This is a genomic window from Pseudomonas sp. ASL7, from assembly GCF_056680375.1.
Genome location: NZ_CM155279.1, coordinates 1,239,254 through 1,260,897 on the forward strand (window position 1 = coordinate 1,239,254; position 21,644 = coordinate 1,260,897).

Annotated in this window: 16 protein-coding genes and 2 pseudogenes; 7 read left to right on the top strand and 11 right to left on the bottom strand. The window is 58.9% G+C overall.

Features of this window, described 5'->3' with window-relative positions; translation table 11 throughout:
- Positions 1 to 44 precede the first annotated feature (44 nt).
- The 3 genes from rarD to AC1MDT_RS05780 form a co-directional block, all read right to left on the bottom strand.
- Positions 45 to 926 (bottom strand): EamA family transporter RarD, encoded by an 882-nt coding sequence (gene rarD, locus AC1MDT_RS05770; protein ID WP_480421111.1) that lies wholly within the window; start codon positions 924 to 926, stop codon positions 45 to 47.
- A 176-nt stretch (positions 927 to 1,102) separates the two neighbouring features.
- On the bottom strand, positions 1,103 to 2,110 hold the full coding sequence (locus AC1MDT_RS05775) for an aldo/keto reductase (protein ID WP_480421112.1): 1,008 nt from the start codon (positions 2,108 to 2,110) through the stop codon (positions 1,103 to 1,105).
- A 169-nt stretch (positions 2,111 to 2,279) separates the two neighbouring features.
- Positions 2,280 to 3,590, bottom strand: a complete 1,311-nt coding sequence (locus AC1MDT_RS05780; RefSeq protein WP_480421113.1) for an MFS transporter — start codon at positions 3,588 to 3,590, stop codon at positions 2,280 to 2,282.
- Between the two features lie 169 nt (positions 3,591 to 3,759).
- Between AC1MDT_RS05780 and AC1MDT_RS05785 the strand changes: the two genes are divergently transcribed.
- Positions 3,760 to 4,890: a sugar diacid recognition domain-containing protein gene (locus AC1MDT_RS05785; protein ID WP_480421114.1), complete on the top strand. Its 1,131-nt coding sequence runs from the start codon at positions 3,760 to 3,762 to the stop codon at positions 4,888 to 4,890.
- A gap of 268 nt (positions 4,891 to 5,158) precedes the next feature.
- Positions 5,159 to 6,301: a glycerate kinase gene (locus tag AC1MDT_RS05790; RefSeq protein WP_480421115.1), complete on the top strand. Its 1,143-nt coding sequence runs from the start codon at positions 5,159 to 5,161 to the stop codon at positions 6,299 to 6,301.
- A 151-nt stretch (positions 6,302 to 6,452) separates the two neighbouring features.
- Here the strand turns inward: AC1MDT_RS05790 and AC1MDT_RS05795 are convergent, their stop codons facing one another.
- Positions 6,453 to 6,812 (bottom strand): DUF6124 family protein, encoded by a 360-nt coding sequence (locus tag AC1MDT_RS05795; RefSeq protein ID WP_480421116.1) that lies wholly within the window; start codon positions 6,810 to 6,812, stop codon positions 6,453 to 6,455.
- A gap of 592 nt (positions 6,813 to 7,404) precedes the next feature.
- Between AC1MDT_RS05795 and AC1MDT_RS05800 the strand changes: the two genes are divergently transcribed.
- From AC1MDT_RS05800 to AC1MDT_RS05815, 4 genes and pseudogenes are all read left to right on the top strand, one after another.
- Complete coding sequence (locus AC1MDT_RS05800) at positions 7,405 to 8,325, top strand: hypothetical protein (RefSeq protein ID WP_480421118.1); 921 nt, start codon at positions 7,405 to 7,407, stop codon at positions 8,323 to 8,325.
- Between the two features lie 117 nt (positions 8,326 to 8,442).
- Positions 8,443 to 9,441 (top strand): hypothetical protein, encoded by a 999-nt coding sequence (locus AC1MDT_RS05805; RefSeq protein WP_480421119.1) that lies wholly within the window; start codon positions 8,443 to 8,445, stop codon positions 9,439 to 9,441.
- Between the two features lie 240 nt (positions 9,442 to 9,681).
- A complete protein-coding gene (locus AC1MDT_RS05810) occupies positions 9,682 to 11,904 on the top strand; it encodes an autotransporter outer membrane beta-barrel domain-containing protein (protein ID WP_480421120.1) in 2,223 nt (740 codons plus the stop codon).
- 207 nt (positions 11,905 to 12,111) lie between these two features.
- Positions 12,112 to 12,956: pseudogene (locus tag AC1MDT_RS05815) on the top strand (pyridoxal phosphate-dependent aminotransferase); the annotation flags it as partial.
- 127 nt (positions 12,957 to 13,083) lie between these two features.
- Here AC1MDT_RS05815 and AC1MDT_RS05820 read toward each other — a convergent pair.
- From AC1MDT_RS05820 to AC1MDT_RS05845, 6 genes and pseudogenes are all read right to left on the bottom strand, one after another.
- Positions 13,084 to 14,061 carry an NAD(P)-dependent oxidoreductase gene (locus tag AC1MDT_RS05820; RefSeq protein ID WP_480421121.1) on the bottom strand — a complete coding sequence of 326 codons (978 nt, stop codon included), beginning with the start codon at positions 14,059 to 14,061 and terminating at the stop codon, positions 13,084 to 13,086.
- Between the two features lie 21 nt (positions 14,062 to 14,082).
- A complete protein-coding gene (locus AC1MDT_RS05825; RefSeq protein ID WP_480421122.1) occupies positions 14,083 to 15,381 on the bottom strand; it encodes an MFS transporter in 1,299 nt (432 codons plus the stop codon).
- A 102-nt stretch (positions 15,382 to 15,483) separates the two neighbouring features.
- Entirely contained in the window at positions 15,484 to 16,470 is a 987-nt protein-coding gene (locus AC1MDT_RS05830) for a sugar kinase (RefSeq protein ID WP_480421123.1), read from the bottom strand.
- Complete coding sequence (locus AC1MDT_RS05835) at positions 16,463 to 17,245, bottom strand: sugar phosphate isomerase/epimerase family protein (protein WP_480421124.1); 783 nt, start codon at positions 17,243 to 17,245, stop codon at positions 16,463 to 16,465. The genes AC1MDT_RS05830 and AC1MDT_RS05835 overlap by 8 nt, the downstream gene beginning before the upstream one ends.
- Positions 17,246 to 17,410: 165 nt before the next feature.
- Entirely contained in the window at positions 17,411 to 18,436 is a 1,026-nt protein-coding gene (locus AC1MDT_RS05840; RefSeq protein ID WP_480421125.1) for a LacI family DNA-binding transcriptional regulator, read from the bottom strand.
- Between the two features lie 122 nt (positions 18,437 to 18,558).
- Positions 18,559 to 18,645 (bottom strand): annotated as a pseudogene (locus AC1MDT_RS05845) (LysE family translocator); the annotation flags it as partial.
- Between the two features lie 290 nt (positions 18,646 to 18,935).
- Between AC1MDT_RS05845 and AC1MDT_RS05850 the strand changes: the two are divergent.
- Positions 18,936 to 20,870, top strand: coding sequence for a fibronectin type III domain-containing protein (locus AC1MDT_RS05850; RefSeq protein WP_480421126.1), 1,935 nt, complete (start codon positions 18,936 to 18,938; stop codon positions 20,868 to 20,870).
- Between the two features lie 38 nt (positions 20,871 to 20,908).
- Here the strand turns inward: AC1MDT_RS05850 and AC1MDT_RS05855 are convergent, their stop codons facing one another.
- Complete coding sequence (locus AC1MDT_RS05855; protein WP_480421128.1) at positions 20,909 to 21,550, bottom strand: DUF1345 domain-containing protein; 642 nt, start codon at positions 21,548 to 21,550, stop codon at positions 20,909 to 20,911.
- Positions 21,551 to 21,644 lie beyond the last annotated feature (94 nt).

Sequence of the window (21,644 nt, forward strand, 5' to 3'; positions counted from 1 at the left end):
CCCACCATCGCGAGCAAGCTCGCTCCTACGTTGTTTTGAGTAGCTTAAGGCCTGCGTTGCCGCATCAAATGTTTGAACCCTTCAAACATCAGCACCAGCACCGCCATCCAGATCGGGATATAGGTCAGCCATTCACCGGGCTTGATACTTTCCCCCAGCAACAGGGCGACGCCGAGCAACAGCACTGGCTCGACATAACTCAGCAGTCCGAACAGGCTGAACGGCAACAGCCGGCTGGCGATGAGGTAGACCACCAACGCTGACGCACTGATCACGCCGAGTATCGGGATCAACAGCGACAACCACGGATGCTGGTTGAACACACCAAAACCTTGTTCGCCACTCTGAACGAACCAGAACGCCACGGGCAACATCATTGCCATGTCCAGCCATAAGCCACCGAGGTTGTCCGTCGCCAGACGCTTGCGCAGGACGAAATAGGTCGGATAGCCAACACAGACGAGCAAGGTTGCCCAGGAAAAACCACCGACCTGATACAGCTCATTGATCACGCCAAGGCAGGCGAACACCACGGCAACTTTTTGCAAATAGGAGAGGCGCTCGCCATAGGCGATCCGCCCGGTCAGGACCATGGTCAACGGCAACAGGAAATAGCCGAGCGACACATCGAGGCTGTACCCGTTGAGTGGTGCCCACATGAACAGCCAGAGTTGCACGCCGAGCAGGGCCGAGGAGGTGACCACGCCGCCAATCAACTTCGGTTGGGCGCGGACCCGGCGCAGTAGATCAACCACACGCCTCCAGTCGCCGGAGACGACGATGAACACCGTCATGCAGGGCACGGTGAGCAGCATGCGCCAGCCGAAAATTTCCACGCCACTCAACGGCGTGAGCAACGAAGTGTAGTAATACATGACGGCAAACAGCACCGAGGCTGTGACCGATAAAGCGATACCTTTAGACAAACTGCCCTCGCGAGGTTGAACGTAAAACGGGCGCAGAGGATACGTGGTTTTCGAGGTGAATATTGACCAACTGATCAACACGACTCTCCTGTAGGAGCGAGCTTGCTCGCGATGGTGGGTCAGCTACATAGCTGTCAACTGACACACCATCGCGAGCAAGCTCGCTCCTACAGTGGTTAGCGCGGTATACGGCCGGAGACGAAATGGCTCACGTCATTGAACCCCGGCGTCGACGCGTGCCCCGGCGTGACCAGCGAATCGATAAACGCCTCGTCCTCAGCCGTGATCGTCACCGCCTGAGCCTTAGTGTAGGCATCCCATTGGGCTTCGGTGCGGGGCCCGACGATGGCGGAAGTCACCGCTCTGTTGTTCAGCACCCAGGCAATCGCGAATTCGACGATGCCCACGCCACGGCCCTGGGTGTACTGCTGGATTTGCTGGGCAATGCGCAATGACTCGACGCGCCACTCGGTTTCCAGAATGCGTTTGTCGGCACGTCCTGCGCGGCTGTTGGCGTCAGGCTTTACATCCGGCGCGTATTTGCCGCTGAGCACGCCGCGCGCCAGCGGACTGTAAGGCACCACACCGAGGCCGTAGTTTTGGGCTGCGGTGAGCTGTTCGGTTTCGGCCTGGCGGTTGACGATGTTGTACAGCGGCTGGCTGATCACCGGCCGGTCGACACCCAGTTGGTCGGCCACCCGAATGACTTCGGTGATGCGCCAGCCGCGATAGTTCGACAACCCCCAATAGCGGATTTTGCCTTGGCGAATCAAATCGCCGATCGCGGATACCGTGACCGCAAGCGGCGTGTTGTGGTCTTCGCGGTGCAGGTAATAGATGTCCAGGTAGTCAGTGCCCAGACGCGTCAGGCTGGCGTCGATGCCATTGAAAATATGCTTGCGGCTCAAACCGCTGCGGTTCGGCACGCCGTCCACCGGCCCGAAACCGACCTTGGTGGCGAGCACCCATTCGTGACGATGACTGGCGATCGCTTCCCCGACGATTTCTTCGGAGCGGCCATTGGTGTAGACGTCGGCGGTGTCGATGAAGTTGATGCCCTGGTCCCAGGCCTTGTCGATGATCCGCAGGGAATCTTCGGTACTGGTCTGTTCGCCGAACATCATGGTGCCCAGGGTCAGGGTGGACACCTGCAAACCCGAATGACCCAGCGTGCGGTAGCTCATGACGAAATCCTTTTGCCGGTTGGAAAGGCTCAATCAAATACCAGAACAACCATGGGGGGCAACCGGATTTATCACTGTAGGAGCGAGCTTGCTCGCGATGGAGTATCAGCCCACACCTGTGTGGCAGACATACCATCGCGAGCAAGCTCGCTCCTACAGGGGATTGGTGTCAGGCGCGCAGGGTACGCGTCATGCGCAACGCCAGCAAACTCCCGCAAACAATCACACCCGCCAGCAGGTACAGCGCCGCATCGGTCGACCCGGTGCTGTCCTTGACCCAGCCCACCAGGTACGGGCTGAGGAAGCCCGCCATTTGCCCCATGGAGTTGATCAACGCCAAGCCACCCGCGGCAGCGCCAGCACTGAGCAATGCGGTCGGCACTGGCCAGAACATCGGCAGGCCGGTGAGGGCGCCCATGGTGGCGATGGTCAGGCCGAGAATCGCGATGGCCGGGTGGGCGGCGAAGTTCACCGCGATCAGCAGCCCCAGCGCCCCCATCAACATCGGCACCACCAAATGCCAGCGCCGCTCTTTGCGCAAATCCGCCGAGCGACCAACCACCAACATGAACACCGCCGCCAGCAGGTACGGAATCGCGCTCAACCAACCAATGACCAGGTTATCGCTGAAGCCCAGGTTCTTGATGATCGACGGCAACCAGAAGTTGATCGCGTAGACGCCGCTCTGGATGCAGAAATAGATCAAGCCAAAGGCCCAGATCGCCGGATTCTTGAACACGGCGAGTAGCGAGTCGGTGGTGGTTTTCGGCTTGTTGGCCAGATCGATCGCGTGGTCCGCTTCCAGCACCGAGCGCTCAAACGGCGTAAGCCATTTGGCGTTGGCGTAACTGTCGCTGAGCAGGAAGTAGGCGAGGGCGCCGAGGATCACCGTCGGAATGCCTTGCAGCAGGAACATCCACTGCCAGCCCGCCAAACCGGCTTGCCCGGCACCGAAGTGGTTGAGGATCCAGCCAGAAAACGGGCTGCCGAGCAGGCCTGACACCGGGATCGCCGACATGAACAATGCCATGATCCGGCCACGGCGAAAGGTCGGGAACCACTGCGAGAGATAGAGCACCACGCCCGGAAAGAACCCGGCTTCGGCCGCGCCGGTGAACAGGCGCAAGGTGTAGAACTCGGTCGGGGTGGTGACGAACAGCAGGCAGGTGGACAACGAGCCCCAGACCATCATCATCAAGGCGATCCAGCGGCGCGGCCCGAATTTGCTCAGGGCCAGGTTGCTGGGTACACCGCACAGCACGTAGCCGATAAAGAAGATTCCGGCGCCGAGGCCGTACACGGTTTCGCTGAACTTCAGCGCGTCGAGCATCTGCAGTTTGGCAAATCCAACGTTGACTCGGTCAAGGTAGTTGAACAGGTAGCAGATGAAAATGAAGGGGATCAAACGCAAGGTAATGCGTTTGTAGACGGCATTTTTGTCGTCAACGATGGCCTGGGTATCGGCAGCGCTCTGGGACATGGCGGCTCTCTCTTTATTATGATTTTTTGCGATGCAAAGGGTAACGTTGATCGCCCTGAGAGTCTCGACCACCCTCGAGGCTGCTGTCTTTGTGCCTGAGCACAGGGTTTGCTTGCAAGGCCTGTGCGGGTGAACAAGCCGTCCCACCACGCGTTCAAGGATCACCGCTATGTTCGAACTCGATCACGACCTGGCCCAGGACATCGTCGACAGGGCGATGGCCATCCTGCCATACAACGTCAACGTTATGGACAGTCAGGGCCTGATCCTCGGCAGCGGCGAGCCGGAGCGCGTCAACACCCGGCATGAAGGCGCGCAACTGGTGTTGGCCAACGGTCGCGTGGTGGAAATCGATGCGCAAACGGCGATCCACCTCAAAGGCGTGCAGCCGGGTATCAACCTGCCGTTGTTGCTCGATCAACGCTTGATTGGCGTGCTGGGCATCACCGGCGAACCCGAGCAATTGCGCACCTATGCCGAGCTGGTGCGCATGACCGCCGAGATGCTGGTGGGCCAGCGCAATCAACAGGCCGAACAGCAATGGCGGCGCCAGCGTTGCGATGACTTGCTGGCGTTGCTGCTCAGCGAGGCCGGCAGTTCGCCGCGTCTGATCGACGAAGCACAACAACTGGGGCTCAAGCCACACATGACGCGAGTGCCGTACCTGTTCGAACTGGGCCTGGAGCACGGACCGGGGCAAACCGTCGAGGCGCTCAGTGCCTGGCTGACGTCGCGCTACCCGGACAGTTGGTGCGTGAGTTCGGCCAAGTCCTCGTTGTTGTGGTGTCGACCCGCCAGCCAGACCGTCGAGAATGATCGGCTACTGGAAAAACTCGACGGCCTCGGCTGGAACATCCTGCGCATCGCCGTGGGCGGGCAGGCGGATGGCTTGACCGGCTTGCGCCGTTGCTATCGCCGTGTCGGTGATTTGTTGGCCTATGGACGCGACGTGTTGCCGCGTTCCCGCCTACTGACGCTCACCCGCTATCGACTGCCGGTGATGCTCTGGCGGCACCGCAACGACGATGCCCTCGACGAACTGCTAAGCCCGTTGCGCAAAGTCATCGCCAGGGACAACAACGGCCAACTGCTGGCGACCCTGCGCAGTTGGTGTGACCACGACGGCCAAAGCCAGGCCTGCGCCGATTCCCTGGGCATTCACCGCAACAGCTTGCGCTATCGGATGGAGCGGATTGCCGAGCTCAGCGGCGTTGATCCACTCAGGCTGGACGGCATGCTCGCGCTCTACCTCGGTGTCCAACTCCTCCCGCAAACCGACACACCGAACACCAATCCGTAGCAGCTGCCGAGCCTGCGAGGCTGCGTTCGGCGGCGCAGCCGTCGTGAAATCACGCGCCGCGCAGTTTCAGGTAAACGGTGCTAGCAGGATTGACGACGGCTGCGCCGCCGAACGCAGCCTCGCAGGCTCGACAGCTGCTACATCGAAAGGTGTGAGGGGGAAGGTTTTGTGAAAATGAACAATAATCCTCCGTGCCGCTTGTGCAGCAGCCCGGCGTTATTGTTTATATCGGCTGGCAGCATGAGCGCATTGGAACTGGAGAATTCACATGAAAATCGTCATTGCCCCCGATTCGTTCAAGGACAGCATCAGCGCACAAGGCGTAGCGGACGCGATTGCACGCGGTCTGGCTGAAGTCTGGCCTGATGCGCAGTTGGTCAGATGCCCGATGGCCGACGGCGGGGAGGGCACCGTCGCGGCGGTGCTGGCAGCCTGCGGTGGCGAACTGCACCGAGCCGAGGTGTGCGGACCACTGGGCGAAACGGTCAATACGGCGTGGGGCTGGTTGCCCCATAGCCATACGGCGATCATCGAAATGGCCGAAGCCAGTGGTCTGCAATTGATCCCGGTCGACCGCCGCGATGCCTGCATCAGTAGCACCTTCGGCACCGGTGAACTGATTCGTGCGGCACTCGATGCCGGAGCGCAACGGGTGATTCTGGCGATTGGCGGCAGTGCCACCAACGACGGCGGTGCCGGGGCCATGCAAGCCTTGGGCGTGAGGCTTCTCGACGCGCAGGGCCAGGCACTGCAACCCGGCGGCCTGGCGCTCGCGCAATTGGCCCGCATCGATCTCGGCGACCTCGATCCGCGTCTGGCCACGGTGCGTTTCGACATCGCCGCCGACGTCAACAATCCACTGTGTGGCCCTCACGGTGCGTCGGCAGTTTTCGGTCCGCAAAAAGGCGCCTCGCCCGCGCAGGTCCAGCAACTGGATCGCGCCCTCGGGCACTTTGCCGATCACTGCGCGAAGGTCTTGAAAAAAGACGTGCGCGACGAACCGGGCAGTGGTGCGGCAGGCGGGTTGGGGTTTGCCGCCAAGGCGTTTTTGGGTGCGCAATTCCAGTCCGGGGTGGACGTGGTGGCGGAGCTGGTGGGCTTGGCAGAGGAGATCGAAAATGCCGATCTGGTGATCACCGGCGAAGGCCGTTTCGACGCACAAACCCTGCGTGGCAAAACACCGTTTGGCGTCGCAAGGATTGCCAAGCGACAGGGTGTGCCTGTGATTGTCATCGCCGGTACCTTGGGCGACGATTACCAGCAGATGTATGAGCATGGCGTCGATGCCGCGTTTGCCCTGGCGAGCGGGCCGATGACGCTGGAACAGGCCTGCGCCCAAGCGCCGCGCTTGTTGCAAGAGCGGGCGGCAGACATCGCTCGGGTCTGGCGGATGGCCGCCCGCACAATCTGACATCTACCGCTACCCTGTAGCAGCTGCCGAAGGCTGCGTCCGGCTGCGCGGCAGTCGTGTTTCCTGACAGACCGCCAGGCGACCGCTTCGCGCTCGAACGCAGCCTTCGTCAGCTGCTACAGGGATTCGATTGTTTCAGAGAAAGCGCTCGTTAGTCAGGTGGGTCGACTTGATCCAGCACCCGGTTCGCCGTGATCTCCGCCAGCATGATGCTGTTGGAAATGCCCAGCAGGGCGTTGCGCGAACCACCGTCCAGAAGATCCACCAAGTGATGGACCATCACATCGACCGAGGCCAGCGTTTCGACCAGATAAACCATCAGGGTTTCGGTCGTGGCTGCTGGGTCGACGGTGAACAGCGTGCTGGGTGTACGCGGCGTGGCTTTGATGTCGGCAGTCGAAGGGAAGTGAAAGTCGAGGGCGCGTTCGGCAGCCTCGTTGAGTTTGTTTGAATCGGGTTCGTACGGGGAGACCGGATCGGTGTCCGGCGGGTTTGGTGTGACCTTGAACATATTTAAGTCTCCAACAATGTGGAGCTGTCACCGAACCGCTGCTAAACGAATGAATGGTGGCAGCTGTGTGCAGGTTAGCAGACCGGCGGAGACGAACCCGGCGCGCCCGAGGGCGCCCTGCGCACAGCTACCATAAAGTGCAGTCATCAAATGACCTGACTATCTGGATGCAGATGCGCTTCGTCACGACGGGCTGCTAAACCCGATCACTGATGGGCAGTGACACGAATCAAGTTACCGGGCGACCCCAAGGCGCACAAGCCGGCGGATTCTGGCGTAACCGTAGGCAATGACGCAAGGTCTTGTAGCTTTCATGAAGTAACCCAGAGCGGTTTTAAACAAGCGCTCTGCGAGGGTGTTGAACGAGCAGTTTCACCCACCGCGAGACAACGTTTTCCAACGCGGATCACGCAGCCTGTACAAATCGCCACCTGTCAACTCTGACAGTTTCGCTTTTTTTTCAACGAGCGCTTAATCCGTCCAGGGTCATTTCGGCATGCGGCGCGTTTGATGTGCCTGCAGAGCCCTGCTGTTGACCGACGGACGGCCATGGCCCTGCCTATGGCTCAAATGGCGTGACAGGAGAAAAAGCATGGCGACTGAACAGCGCGAGCGTAAGGACCAAGAGGCAAATAGCGCGTACCTGAGAATGCGCACCGAGTACCGGGCAACGTTTGCCGATATGGAGTTGGAAATCGACGACGATGATTTTGCCGACCCCGCGACCGGTCTGCTCCATGGGCCGAATCTAAGAGATAAAGGCGGTTTGACGGTGTACATCCCTGCATGGGATAACCTGCCGCCGCCCGGCGACAGGGAAACAATCGTGGTTGAGCTCGCCATTGGAGCGGACGGCTTCAATGAGGTGGCCAGTCATGAGTTCCAGATGAATGCGGACGGAACAGCTTTTCCGGAAATCTTCCCCCACCCAATGCTCATTGAGACCGCAAAACTTCCGGAAGAGGCTACGTGCCGCCTGAGGTACTGGCTGCACAGCTACAACAACGGCGAAATAGAATCGAACACTACAACTGTCATTTGTGATCGGCTGCCCCCCTATAAACACGCTCCGCCAAAGGCTCCGGCGTTTACCGGCGATTTCCTTGAGGACAGTAACCTGCCAGCCGGAGGCAAGCTGACGGTGACTGTTCCCGGCTACCCTGATTGGAAAGCTACTGATGAAATCGCCTTTTACCTGGTTGACTCGCAGAACATTCCCGACGATCCAACCACTGCCGTGCCCATCTACGCAGGCCTTGCTCCAGCACCGGGTACTTCCGATAGCACTGTAGAAATACCGGCCGACAAAATCCGGGCTTTTGGCGATACCAATGCACTCATTACCTATGCTTTGCGCGATTCGGCACAAAACCCCAGTCCACCGGCGTTATATAAAAAGGTAAGCCTCACCTTCGGGCCGCTCCCCATCCTTATTGCAAAGCCGAGAGTCCCGCAAGCCACCTCGCCTGGGCCGTTGAAGATGACGCATGTGCGCGATGGCGTGAGTGTCTGAATCGATAAGTACAACAACTTCAAAGGCGGTGACCACATTCGGTTGAAATGGGGAGGCAAGGTCCTGGATGACTTCCCCATCGGAAACAATCCGCTTCTCAATATTGAGGTCCCAGTGTTGCCTGCGCTGCTGATGCTTGAAGACTACGGGCAGACGACGACGGGGGTGAAAAGTACCGTGGTGAGTTATCACGTGGTTCGCAGCGGACGGGAGTTCGGTCCTCTATCGGATTCTTTCAATGTCAACTTCCAGGTTGCTCTGCCATGGCCCGACCCTTGGCCACCAGTGGACTGGCCCGACCCGGTTCATCCCGACCTGCTCGAAGGTGAAGTCAAGAACTTCGATGACAGCAGAACCAACCAGTTGACACGGGACGACAAGGACGAAGATGCGAAATTCTTCTTCACCTGGTATGTGGGCGCCGTCGATGGCCATATCGTTGATTTTTTCTGGAATGGCGTGCCGATCGTCGAAGCCCAAATCATCTTTGATAGCACGAACCCTAAGCATGTAGTGGGCAATCTTCAAGAGGTGGAAATACCGTGGGCGTATATCAAAAATGGTAAAAACGACGCGGCCTTACCGGTGCATTACCAGGTGAGTGCTGCCACTTTGGAAAATGATCTGTGTTCCGAGACGACCTACGTTGATGTCAATGCGATTCAAATAGAGTTGCCACCTGCCAGTTTCCCTTCGTTCGGCGATCCACCCACGAATTGGCCAGGCTGTGGTGCACTGGAAGCCGATGGCTCGCTAATGGTCGAGATCCCGGATCTTACGGGCGTGCTTAAGGACGGAGACAAAATCAGCGTCAAGTTCACGCCCATGCGCGGGCAAGTGCTGAATGCACCGGATGATCCAATCCGTGGTGCAGAATTCGAGGACGACTTTGTACTGGGTTCTCCCGGTCACCCCTTGACTGGGTTTACTTTTTTGGTAGAGCCCTACGCAACACATATCAAGCCGCTTTACGACCAAAACGCGGCAACCAGTCGAAGAGGCCGCGTCAAGATCGAATATTTCTTTGATGACGGTACGGATACGATTTCGTCCGAGTTCAAGGCCACCACGGCGTTTCATGGGCCGAATGATGAGTGCCCGATCCCCCGACCGTAGCGTTGTTTCCTGAGTTGGCACGGGTGTTTTTTCGCCCGTGTCGACGGCTGACAATCGCCAGTCACTCACTGGATCATTCAAATAACTTGAGCAATTTTCCATGCATAACAGGATTAGTCCTACATACCTTGAGTAAGAAAGTTCCTAGGATCGCCGCCCTTGAACGCCAAACCCTGTTGAAAGAGGCTGGGAATGGTGGTTTTCGCGAACAGTATTTTGTATGAACCCAGGAGCGATGCTATGCCCGTTAGCCATTCATTCACCGTCACGCCATTCGCACGCTTGTTTAAGCTTGCCACATTGACGCCGTTGCTTTTGATCAGCCCGTGTGTATTGGCGCAGACCTTGGTTGATGGAAAGCCAAAGTCCATCGACTCCTCCACCGCGGTGGATGATTATTTGGTGCGCACGGGCGGCGCCCTCACGGCCAACACTGCCGTTACCGACTTTATTCGTGCAACAACGGGCTCGAGTGTCACGCTTGATAACAACACACGGGTGATAGCCACCGGTACGAAAAACGGCGTTGAGCTGTCCGCCAGTCACGCAACGATTTCCAATAGTTCGGTGGTTAGCAGCGCTCGTACCGGATTGGTTCTGGCAGAGACGGCCAATGGCAGCTCCACTGCACTGGTCAGTAACAGTACGATCACGGGTGGCGAGGTGGGCGCTAGCCTGAGCGCCAACAGTATCCTGTCCCTGCAATCAAACACCAAGGTCATCGGCAGCGATGCCAATGGCATCGGTATCAAGACCTTCGGCGGTGCAATCTCGGCTACCGACAGCAGTGTGACTGGGGGACGCAACGGCATCAGCCTGTTTGCCGATGGTCATCTGGCGGCGGGCAATGGGCTCACTCTCAATAATTCGCACGTCGAAGGCCTGACCGGCTCGGCGATCATCATCGATGGCCGGACTCAGACCAATAGCGAACAGGTGAATGTCGAAGTCAACAATGGTTCCACGCTCAAAGGTGGCAATGGCAACCTTATTGAAGTCGTCAGGGGAGCTTCTGCCAACTTCAAGGCCAGCAACAGCCAACTGGTCGGTGACTTTATCGTGGCGGCCGGCAGCAGCGCCGATGTGCTGCTCGACAATTCCGCCACACTCACCGGGCGCCTGGAAAACGTCCAGAGCCTGACAGTCAACAACGACGCCCGCTGGGTGATGGTCGGTGATGGCGTTGTTGGCAAACTTGACCTCAACGGCGGTGGGGTTCAATTCGGCAATCCCGGCGAATACTTCAAGTTATCGCTGACTCAATTGACGGGTAGCGGCACGTTCTACATGCACAACAACTTCAGCACCGGCCAGGTCGATACCCTGGACGTGACGGGCACGGCCAGCGGCAGCCACAAGGTTTCGCTCGACAGCAGCGGCTCCGAGCCTGCGGCGGCGGGCGCCAAACCGGTGGTGCATATCGCGGCCGGCGACGCCCAATTTGCGTTGTTAAACGGTCCGGTGGAGCAGGGCGCCTTCTCCTATGACTTGATCAAAGTCGGCGACAACGATTGGTTCTTGAACACGGCCTCCCGGGTTATCAGCCCAGGCACTCAATCGGTGATGGCGCTGTTCAACGCTGCACCAACCGTCTGGTACGGCGAACTCAGTACCCTGCGCACTCGCATGGGTGAAGTGCGTATGGACAATGGCAAGAGCGGTGGCTGGATCCGTGCCTATGGCAACAAATACAACGTGAGCGAGAGTTCCGGCGTAGCGTTCCAGCAAACCCAGCAGGGCCTGTCATTTGGTGCCGACGCGCCGCTTCCAATCGGAGGCGGGCAGTGGTTGGTCGGTCTGTTGGCCGGCTACAGCAAATCCGACCTGAACATGAGCCGTGGTACGACCGGTGAGGTCGACAGTTACTACGCCGGTGCTTATACCACCTGGCTGGACGAGCAAAGCGGTTACTACTTCGATGGTGTCTTGAAGTTCAACCGTTTCCAGAACTCGTCTGACATTCAACTCAGTGACGGTAAAAAAACCAAGGGTGATTACAACAACAACGGTGTCGGTGCGTCGCTGGAGTTTGGACGGCATATCAAGCTGGCCGACAATAACCTGATCGGCTTTGTCGAACCGTTCGCTCAGCTGTCAGCCGTGTCCATCGGGGGCGCAAGTTACGACCTGGACAATGGATTGTCTGCTGAAGGTGATCGTACGCATTCCTTGCTCGCAAAGGTGGGTGCCACTGTCGGACGCAACTTCGTATTGAGTGAGGGCAAGGTCGTACAGCCTTATCTGCGTGCCGCCTATGTGCACGAGTTCGCCGACAACAGTGACGTTGAGGTCAACAACTATCGCTTCAACACCAACCTGTCCGGTTCTCGCGGTGAACTGGGCGCGGGCGTGGCCATGACAGTGACCGATAAGGTATCGATTCATGCTGACTTCGATTACAGCAATGGCAGCAAGATCGAACAGCCTTGGGGTGCAAATGTAGGCGTGCGTTACAACTGGTAAGCGAATGATTTGAGGCCACTGCACGGGAAAAAACAGTGGCCTGGCAAGTTCAATGTTCTTTATGTAAAGCGAGGAAGTTGGTTACGGCCTTTGTTCCTCGCTCTTTTCTAAGGAGTTTTGTTCATGAGCGAGTCAAAAATAAACCTGTCTTCCAGCAACCCCAACCTGATGCCCGAACCTCGTGTTGATGGATTGCTTGCCGATATCCCAGGCGGTGAGGTGATCGTTGCCGAACCGATGTACGTAACCTATGAAGGCGTGTTCGGTGCCTGCGGGGCGAAAGTAGTGCCGGTGGCGGTGCGTCCGGAGAACGGCTTTCGGGTTGATCCGGCAGATGTTGCAGCACGGATCACCGCGAAGACTCGCGCCATTTTGCTCACAGTCTGAACAATCCTTCCGGTGCCAGTTTGCCGTTATCGGTCTGGCAGGAACTGGCATTGCTGTGTGTTCGTCACGACCTGTGGCTGATCAGCGATGAGGTCTACAGCGATCTGCTGTATGAGGGCGAGCACATCAGCCCGGCCAGCCTGCCGGGCATGGCCGAGCGCACCGCGACCATCAACAGTTTGTCCGAATCCCACGCCATGAGCGGCTGGCGAGTGGGCTGGGTGATTGGCCCCAAACCGTTGAATGACCATCTGGAACATCTCTCGTTGTGCATGCTGTTTGGCATTCCGGAGTTTGTTCAAAAGGCCGCGCAATTGGCGCTGGATGAAGACCTGCCGGAAGTGGCGCTGATGCGCGAAGCGTATCGCCAGCGCCGCGACCTGGTGTCTGCGAGCTTGAACCACTGTCCGGGTCTCCGGGCCATTCGGCCGGATGGCGGAATGTTCGTGATGGTCGATGTGCGCCAGACCGGGTTATCTGCCCAGCACTTCGCCGAGCGACTGCTGGAAGGTTATGGCGTGTCGGTGCTGGCGGGGGAGGCGTTCGGGCCGAGCGCGGCGGGGCATATACGGCTGGGGTTGGTGGTGGATCAGCAGAAACTGGCGGAGGCGTGCCGGCGGATAGTGTTGTGTGTGGCTGACCTGTTGGAAGCGCGGCGGGCCTGATAGTTTTGTGTCGACATTGCCGGCCTCATCGCGAGCAGGCTCGCTCCCACAGGGGATCTGTGGCGTTCACACATCCCCTGTGGGAGCGAGCCTGCTCGCGAAAGCTATCTGACAAACGTCAAATCCATCAAGCCTTCCACACAGCGCCATTCACCAAATTAGCCGGCCGCTCACCCGCCAGCGCCGCCAACAGATTCTCCACCGCACACCCGGCCATCGCTTCCCGCGTCTCATGGGTCGCCGAACCGATGTGCGGTGTCGCCACCACATTGCTCAGCTGCAACAACGGCGAGTCATGGTTCAACGGCTCACGCTCGAACACATCCAGCCCGGCCGCGCGAATCTGCCCCGCACGCAGCGCCTCGATCAACGCCGCTTCATCCACGACCTTGCCCCGGGAGATGTTGATGAAGATGCTTTCCGGGCGCATCAGGGCAAATTCCTCGGTGCCGATCAGCCGCTCGGTTTCCGCAGTCAACGGCAACGTCAGGCACACGAAATCCGCCTGCTGCAACAGCTCCGGCAAGCAGCGGTACTGCGCATCGAATCGCTGCTCCACCGCCGGTTTCGGCGAATGGCTGTGGTAGATCACCGGCATGCCGAACCCGAAATGCCCACGCTGGGCCAACGCTTCGCCGATGCGTCCCATGCCGATGATGCCCAGGGTTTTACCATGCACGTCGCTGCCAAAATGCGCGGGCCCGATGTTGCGGTTCCACTGCCCGGCGCGAACCATGTTCGCCAGTTCCACCACGCGCCGGGCCGTTGCCAGGATCAGCGCAAAACCGGTGTCGGCGGTGGTTTCGGTCAACACGTCCGGGGTATTGCTCAGCAGGATGCGCCGCTCGGTCAAGTAGTCGATGTCGTAGTTGTCGACGCCCACCGAGACGCTGGCGATGGCTTCGAGATTGGGTGCCAGGTCGAGCAATCCGGCATCCAGTTTCAGACTGGCACCGAGCAAGCCTTGGGCGCGGGGCAGGGCATCGCGCAATTTGGCCAGTCCGTCGGCGTCGAGGTTGTCGATCAGCGTCACCTCGGTCTGCTCATGCAGACGAGCCATCAGCAGCGGCGAGAGTTTCTTGTACAGGACGACCTGCTTTTTCATCTGAGTGATCTCAACATCAATTCATGGATGGGCAGCGGTACGGCGGGTCAACGCGACTGTGGGCCGCTCCCGGTCACTGGCGCCGGGTTTGAGGAAAATCGTCAGCACCACCGAGAGCATCAATGCGCCGCTCATCAGCAGATACGACGCGCCGGGCGAACCGGTGGAACTGTTCAGGTAACCGACCAGATAAGAACCGCCGAACGATCCCAGCGCGCCCATGCTGTTGATCAGCGCCATGGCGCCACCGGCGACGTTGGCCGGGAGGATTTCCGGGACGATGGCGAAAAACGGCCCGTAAGGCGCGTACATGCAGGCACCGGCGATCACCAGCAGGATGTAGGACCACCAGAAATGCTCGGCGCCCAACGCGTAGGAACCGTAGAAGGCAATCGAGGCGATCAGCAGCGGTGGCCACACGAAACGTTTACGTTTTTGCAATTTGTCCGAGCCCCAGGACACCAGTAGCATTCCGATCACCGCCGCCAGGTACGGCAGTGCCGAGAGCCAGCCGGCTTCGATCATGTCCATCTTCGCCCCCGCCTTGAGAATCGACGGCAGCCACAACACAAAGCCGTAGACGCCAATGCTCCAGCAGAAAAACTGCAGGGCCAGGATGATCACCTTGGGCGAGCGGAAGGCTTCGGCGTAGTTCTTCACCGCTTTGATGCCGACCTGTTCGGCGGCCAGGGCGCTTTCCAGGTCCTGCTTCTCCTGATCGCTGAGCCACTTGGCCTGGGCCGGACGATCATCCGCCAGGCGCCACCAGATAAACGCCCAGAGCACCGCGGGCAAGCCTTCGACGATGAACATCCAGCGCCAGCTGAAATGCTGCACCAGATAACCCGACACCACCGACATCCACAGCATCGTTACCGGGTTGCCGAGGATCAAAAAGGTGTTGGCACGTGAGCGTTCGGCACGGGTGAACCAGTGGCACAAGTACACCAGCATCGCCGGCATCACGGCGGCTTCGACCACGCCGAGCATGAACCGGATGACGACCAGCCAGTAAGCGTTGGAGACAATCCCGGTCAAGGTGGCCAGGCCGCCCCAGAGGATCAGGCTGACGAAAATCAGTTTCTTCACGCTGTGCTTTTGCGCGTAGATCGCGCCCGGCACCTGGAAGAAAAAGTAACCGAGGAAGAACAGCGCGCCGAGCATCGACGACAGGCCTGGGGTGATCATCAGGTCTGCCGCCATGCCAGAGGCAGCGGCGAATCCGTAGTTGGCGCGGTCCAGATACGCCAGGCTGTAGGTGATGAACACGATGGGCATGATGTACCACCAGCGGCGGGCGGCGAGCGTTGCGGTTTTCATGTTGATGCTCCTGAGCTTGTTGTTTTTGTCGCAGCAGGTAACGGTTCGATCTTCAGTGACTGTGCGGGCCTCATCGCGAGCAGGCTCGCTCCCACATTGGATCTAGGTGCGGCACAAATCCCCTGTGGGAGCGAGCCTGCTCGCGAAGGCGGCCTCAAATTCGACGATCATTTCGGCCCGGGTAGGCAACCCCTCCATATCCCCGCGACTCTGCACCGCCCGGCTGCCAATCCAGTTGGCGCGCTTCACGGCGTCGGCAAAACTGTGGTTTTCCAGGAGGGCGCTGATCATGCCGACCGCAAAGCCATCACCGGCCCCGACGGTGTCGACCACCGTTTCCACCGGCACACCGGCGACAAAACCGGCATCCAGATGCGTGCGGTAGTAAGCGCCGTGCGGGCCCAGCTTGATCGCCACGGCCTCGGCACCCTGATCCAGATAAAACGCCGCAATGTCGGCCGGGTCTTCAAAACCGGTCAGCAAGCGACCTTCACTCAAACCCGGCAGCACCCAGTGGGCGAGGGCGGCCAGGCGGTTGATCTCGGTAATCATTTGTTGCTCGCTGGCCCACAGGCTCGGGCGCAGGTTTGGATCGAATGACACGCTGCACCCGGCATCGCGCATGCGGGTCATCAGTTCGAACGACAGTTGCCGCGCGGTTTCAGAAAGCGCCGGGGGAATGCCGGTGGCGTGCAGGTGTCGGGCCTTGAGCAATTCGGGAACGATCGAATGCGCCGAAAGATGACTCGCCGCCGAACCGCGCCGGAAATATTCGACGACAGGGTCGCTGCCATCGTCGGTGCGGGACTTGAGCTGAAAACCGGTGGGATGCGCCGTGTCGGTATCGACGTGGCGGCAATCCAGGCCTTCCTTCTCCAGGGTGTCGATCACGAAGCGACCCAGCGAATCAGCGCCGACCCGACTCAGCCAAGCGACCTTGAACCCCAGCCGCGACAAGCCGATGGCGACGTTACTGTCCGCCCCGGCAATGCGTTTGTGAAAAGCGCTGATGTCGGCCAGATTGCCGGTCTGCTCCGCAACGAACATCGCCATGGTTTCGCCGAACGACAGAATATCAATCTCAGACATGAGCGCTCTCCAGTCGCGATTGGCCCAAATGGGCGAGGGCGGTGACATGTTCGGTGGTCAGTTGCACCAAGTCGTCGCCCTGCAACGGATACTCCGCTGCCCGCATAACGCCTTGGGCCATGTGCCGCAGCAGTTGTTCCCACTGATAAAGGTCGCTGGCGACCGGCGGGATCGCAACCAGTTTGCCATCGGCGCGGCGCGTCACCGCTTTGCAGTGCACGTAGCCGACGTGGCGTCCAAGCAATCGCGCAGCGCTGGCAGGCGCCTGGTCCTGCCAGTGCCAATTGCCGATATCGAAAGTCATTTTGATCGGCAGACTGTGCTGCTCGACTTCATCGAAAAAGCGCTGGAAGGGTTCGATGCGGCCACCCTGCAGGGTCTGGTCGTTCTCTACCAACAACTGTACGGCGCTCTGCGCGAGTGTGCGGGTCAAGGCCAGAAGGTCACTGTTGTCGGTGAAGTAACCCAGCGATACCTTCAGCCATTTGGCGCCGAACGCCTGGGCGCGTTGCAGCGCGATGATCAGGTCCGGGTTGGGTTTCGACTGGCCGGCCAGCCACAACTCCATCGGCGAGGAATACACGCTTTCAAGGCCCCGGGCCTGAGCGGCGTCGGCCAGTTGGGCGGGGTCTTCGACGGTCAGCAACTCTTCACGCCATTCAATGCGCGTGGCGCCGGCGGCGGCCAGTATGTCGATGAAACTGCCCTGGCCGCGCTGGCGCACAAGGTCGGCGCCGTAGCTGGACAGGCTAATGGAGACAGCGGGTTTATTCATTGTTGTATACCTCTGAAACCGGTTTCATTTTTGTTCAAAAAAATATCGAATTTGATTTTTGTAGTGTTTTTTCGGGCCCCATCGCGAGCAGGCTCGCTCCCACATTGGATTTGTGAACACAGGCCCACTGTGGGAGCGAGCCTGCTCGCGATGGGGCCAGTCCAGTCACCGAGAACTTCCAAGTGTGGATCCCCGCACAATCAACCGCGCCGAAAAATCCAGCGTCCGCACCGGCTCGTCATCCCCGCGCAATCGCTTGAGCAAACACTCAAACGCACTCGCGCCAATCTCGGCTGTCGGCTGGGCAAGCGCGGTGATGCCGCTGCCCACCAGCGGGTACCAATCGAGGTCATCGAGGGCGATCAGGCCGACATCCTCGAACAGGTTGCAGGTAAGTTCACGCAATGAATGGGTGCTGGCCAACGCCGCGATTCCGTTCGCGCAAAACAGCGCTTTCGGGCCCGGGCCGGGTGTGTCGAGGAAAGTTTTCAGATTTGCCGTCAGGTCGCTGCCGGTTTCAATGATTGCCCCGCGAAGCGACGGCCGCTGCTCGATCTGCGCCTTGAAACTGCTGACCCGTTCGATCCGCGAACTGGTGCCGTCAAACGGTTCGGTCACCAGCAACACATCGCGATAACCGCGTTCTTCAAGGTGATTGAGGGCGATGTCGATGGCCTGCGGGTTGTTCAGCCCGACCATATCGCTTTCAAGGTGCTCGACCTTGCGATCCACCAGTACCAGCGGCATTTCCCGGTGCAGTTCGCGCAATTCGTCCCGGTGATGGCCGAGGGTGTTCACGATCAGGCCTTCGATGTTGTAGGAGCGCAGCAGGGCCAGGTGCTGGCATTCCTGCTCGTCGTCGCGGTCGGTGTTGCACACCACCAGGCTGTAGCCATGTTGACGGCAGGCGGTTTCCACCCCGTGCATCACGGCAATCGAATAAGGGTTACGGATGTCGGCCACCAGCATGCCGATCAGGCGGGTTCGCCCGCGTTTCAGGCCGCGGGCCATCTGGTTCGGGCGGTAGCCGAGTTCGGTAATTGCCTGTTCGATGCGCTGGGCAATGGCATCGGAGAGCAACGCGCGGTCATCGCCGATGAATCGCGACACGCTGGCCTTGGAGACCTTGGCGTGTTCGGCCACGTCGAGCATGGTCACGCGGCTGCGCTGGGCGGCGGAGAAGTCGTTCACGGTCTGAAACCTTCTTATTGGATGTATAAGGTCGAGTGCTTGGCACTGAAACCGGTTTCAGAAGACACCAAAAACTAATCCCTCGTCAAGTGCCTCTGGCGATTCAGGCCGACGGGTGGCGTTTAAGTCAGCACACTCAACCACGCGGAAACCAACAGCAATAGGGCCATGCAGCGATTGAAGCATTGCATCGCTTGCGCCGAGCGCAACCCTTCGAAATGCGCGCGCAACGTCTCGATGCTGGTGTCGGCGTCCTGCGCCAGTTCGAGCCAGTTGTGAGTCGTCATGCTGCATCTGTGGGGCGGATTGCCGATCTGTTTAACGCGCGTTGCGAGGGCGGTGACTAGAACGTTTGTGCAGGAAGCTTCCACTTCTACTATGTCGGACAGATCGGCTGTAGCACAAACCGTCTGCGGCGCCACTATCAGATTTGATAGTGGCGTCGGTGGCAGGGGCGGACTTTACTGTGCGGAAGTTTAGCTGCACCGAGAAACACGACATGAGCAATTTTGATTCCCCTGATAGCCCAATTGAAACGGCAGTCAACTCCGGGCCTTACTCCGAGGTACGAATCTGTGCTCCGGGCAATGTAAGAGGCTGCCGCAATTCGTCAACGACCGCCCGGTTGAGTTGGGACGAACCCTATGCGACATGCAATCTGTGCCCGGATGCCATCGGTTACGAAGTGTATGGAGAAGGTATCGCACGAAAAAGTGTGGTCCGGCCGCCTTGTGAAATAACGGGATTAAAAGCAGGGGTCGAGTACCTGTTTTATGTCACGGCAAAAGCAGCCGGAAATAATGTTTCAACACCCAGCCCTTTCTTGCTGCTGAAAATGCGCGCCCCGACTACGCCAGGCACTCCAGAGCTGAGCGCCATAACTCATGCATCGGTGAGCTTGTTTTGGGCGCCTTCAGGTTATGAAGGGACCATCCGCTACAGAGTTTATTTAAACGGGTTCCTCGTTAAGCAGGTCACCGAGCCTCTGGTCAACCTCGCGCACCTGCAAAGTCATACCGATTATCTCGTCGAGGTGCGAGCCTTCAACGAAGCCGGGGTGTCCGAATCGAGCTTCGCTCATTTCAAAACCAGGGTGCGTCCGCCTATCAACCTGAGGTTCAGCCACCTTAACGGAATCTGCAGACTGGCCTGGGATCCGGTTTTCAAGCAACTCCCGGTTCATGAGGTCTCCATCAACGGCAAAACCTTCACCGCCTCCCCCGGCCGTTGGGGCTACAACTTCCTGTTGGCGGCGGTATCGCCCGGCCCGGTTCCGCACCACTTCAAGTTTGCAGTCCGAGCGCTATTTGATGGGGAATCCTCCGAAGTGGCCTTACTCGAAGCCTCTTTGACCGACGGGGTACCGCCGACAAAACCTGGTGGACCGGTGGTCAGCAATATTACGGATACATCGGCGACACTGACTTGGGAACCCTCAAGTGACAATGTCGGTGTGACAGGTTATCGAGTCGCCCTGTATGGAATCGTCATTTATCCGACCCAGAATACTCATCACACCCTTACCAATTTGGCCAGTGGCGCCTATCACTGGGTGTTCATACGTGCGCGAGACAAGGACGGAAACCTTTCGGACGCCAGCCCAATCACGGTATTCAAAACCACCGGACAGGCGTCTTCGCCACGGCCCTCGCCCCCACCGGTCGAGATAACGCCGCTGACGTCCACCACCGCCAGACTGGATTGGTCATTTGACGAAAATGGGGGAGTCCCCTCGGGCGTAAGGATCGTGATGAATGGTCAACGCTGGAGAGATATTGTGCTCCTCCCCGGCGTGCCTTTAAGCGACTTGGTTCCGGACTCTGAATACACCATCAGTGTGTCTGCTTTTGACCTGTACGGTCAGCTATCTGAACCCACCACCCTGGTCTACGTGCCCAAGGACGTCACACCGCCCAGCATTCCGGGAGATTTGCGTCAGACGGACTTGATCCCGGGGTCGGTCACCCTGGGGTGGGAGGCGTCAACGGACGACGTCGGACTGTGCGGGTACGTGATCTACAACAATCACGAATATTTCGACAGCACACCGCTCACCCGTTACACCGTCGTTGACTTGCTTCCCGGCACCTATTCGTTTGACGTGTGTGCCATGGATCTTTCAGGGAATGCTTCAGAGCCGGCTTCAATCAGCGTTGAAATCCAAGGCCAGCCATCGAGCCCCCCCACCAACTTCCGGTACACCCAAACAGTGTTGATACCTACTCTGGAATGGGATGCACCGAGTGATGTGGAAGATCTGATCCGTTACGACATTGTCTTGACTGGACCACAGGGGACCAGCCTCCCTTACCAGACAGCCAATACCTTTCTAAAACCGGTTTTGCTTCCACGCACCCGTTACGACGTCAGCATTACGGCGGTGAACGCGTCGGGACGCTCACTGCCATTGATTGGCGAGTTGATCACGAAGTAAAGGATTGCGTGCTTGGTGGGTAAAAACTCATCGTGCGATTACCCAAAGAGCCCCGCTGCAATGTTGACCGAGAACCCGAGGATCGCCGTGTTGAACAAAAAACCGATCAGCGACTGCGCCAGCACGATCTTGCGCAGTTCCCGAGTTGCCACACCGACATCGGACGTCTGCACCGCCACGCTGATGGTGAACGAAAAATACAGGAAGTCCCAGTAATTGGGGGTTGTGAGCCCTTCAGCAAAACGCAGCGCCTGGTCTTTGCCGTCCCAGGTGTAAAAGAGGCGGGCGTAGTGCACGCTGAAAATCACCCCGATCAGAAACCAGGAACCGATCACCGTCAATGCGGTAAAACCGTAATGCAGCAGCTTGCGGGAGGTTTCCAGGTCCTTGGTGCCGGCCAGTTCGAGGGTGATGGTCGCCAGGCTGGCAATCGCGGCGATGCACACCACGAACAGCACCAGTCCAGCGTTTTCGTCTTCGATTTCAGCGATGCGTTTCACGTCCGGTGCTTTGGACCGCGCGGCGAGCCAGAGCATCAGCACCAGGTACGTCCAGACCCCGGCATTCCAGCCGAACAGGATTTTGCTGATGATCGAATCAGCCGGAGCCAGAATGCCCACCGCGACACCGAGGATGGCGGCGGCGGACAGGCGAGGGTGAGTGCGGGCGAGGAAAGGCATGGAGGCTCGATGGGTCAGGGTTTTGCAAACACCTTAGCCCAGGGTGGTCAGTTATGGCCACAACCCCGAAGCAGGCACAAACTTTTGTAGGAGC

Bases quoted from the DNA above. Each gene is read 5' to 3' on its own strand.
- AC1MDT_RS05775 (WP_480421112.1), bottom strand. From the start codon at position 2,110: ATGAGCTACCGCACGCTGGGTCATTCGGGTTTGCAGGTGTCCACCCTG.
- AC1MDT_RS05780 (WP_480421113.1), bottom strand. From the start codon at position 3,590: ATGTCCCAGAGCGCTGCCGATACCCAGGCCATCGTTGACGACAAAAAT.
- AC1MDT_RS05785 (WP_480421114.1), top strand. From the start codon at position 3,760: ATGTTCGAACTCGATCACGACCTGGCCCAGGACATCGTCGACAGGGCG.
- AC1MDT_RS05790 (WP_480421115.1), top strand. From the start codon at position 5,159: ATGAAAATCGTCATTGCCCCCGATTCGTTCAAGGACAGCATCAGCGCA.
- AC1MDT_RS05795 (WP_480421116.1), bottom strand. From the start codon at position 6,812: ATGTTCAAGGTCACACCAAACCCGCCGGACACCGATCCGGTCTCCCCG.
- AC1MDT_RS05800 (WP_480421118.1), top strand. From the start codon at position 7,405: ATGGCGACTGAACAGCGCGAGCGTAAGGACCAAGAGGCAAATAGCGCG.
- AC1MDT_RS05810 (WP_480421120.1), top strand. From the start codon at position 9,682: ATGCCCGTTAGCCATTCATTCACCGTCACGCCATTCGCACGCTTGTTT.
- AC1MDT_RS05820 (WP_480421121.1), bottom strand. From the start codon at position 14,061: ATGAAAAAGCAGGTCGTCCTGTACAAGAAACTCTCGCCGCTGCTGATG.
- AC1MDT_RS05825 (WP_480421122.1), bottom strand. From the start codon at position 15,381: ATGAAAACCGCAACGCTCGCCGCCCGCCGCTGGTGGTACATCATGCCC.
- AC1MDT_RS05830 (WP_480421123.1), bottom strand. From the start codon at position 16,470: ATGTCTGAGATTGATATTCTGTCGTTCGGCGAAACCATGGCGATGTTC.
- AC1MDT_RS05835 (WP_480421124.1), bottom strand. From the start codon at position 17,245: ATGAATAAACCCGCTGTCTCCATTAGCCTGTCCAGCTACGGCGCCGAC.
- AC1MDT_RS05850 (WP_480421126.1), top strand. From the start codon at position 18,936: ATGAGCAATTTTGATTCCCCTGATAGCCCAATTGAAACGGCAGTCAAC.
- AC1MDT_RS05855 (WP_480421128.1), bottom strand. From the start codon at position 21,550: ATGCCTTTCCTCGCCCGCACTCACCCTCGCCTGTCCGCCGCCGCCATC.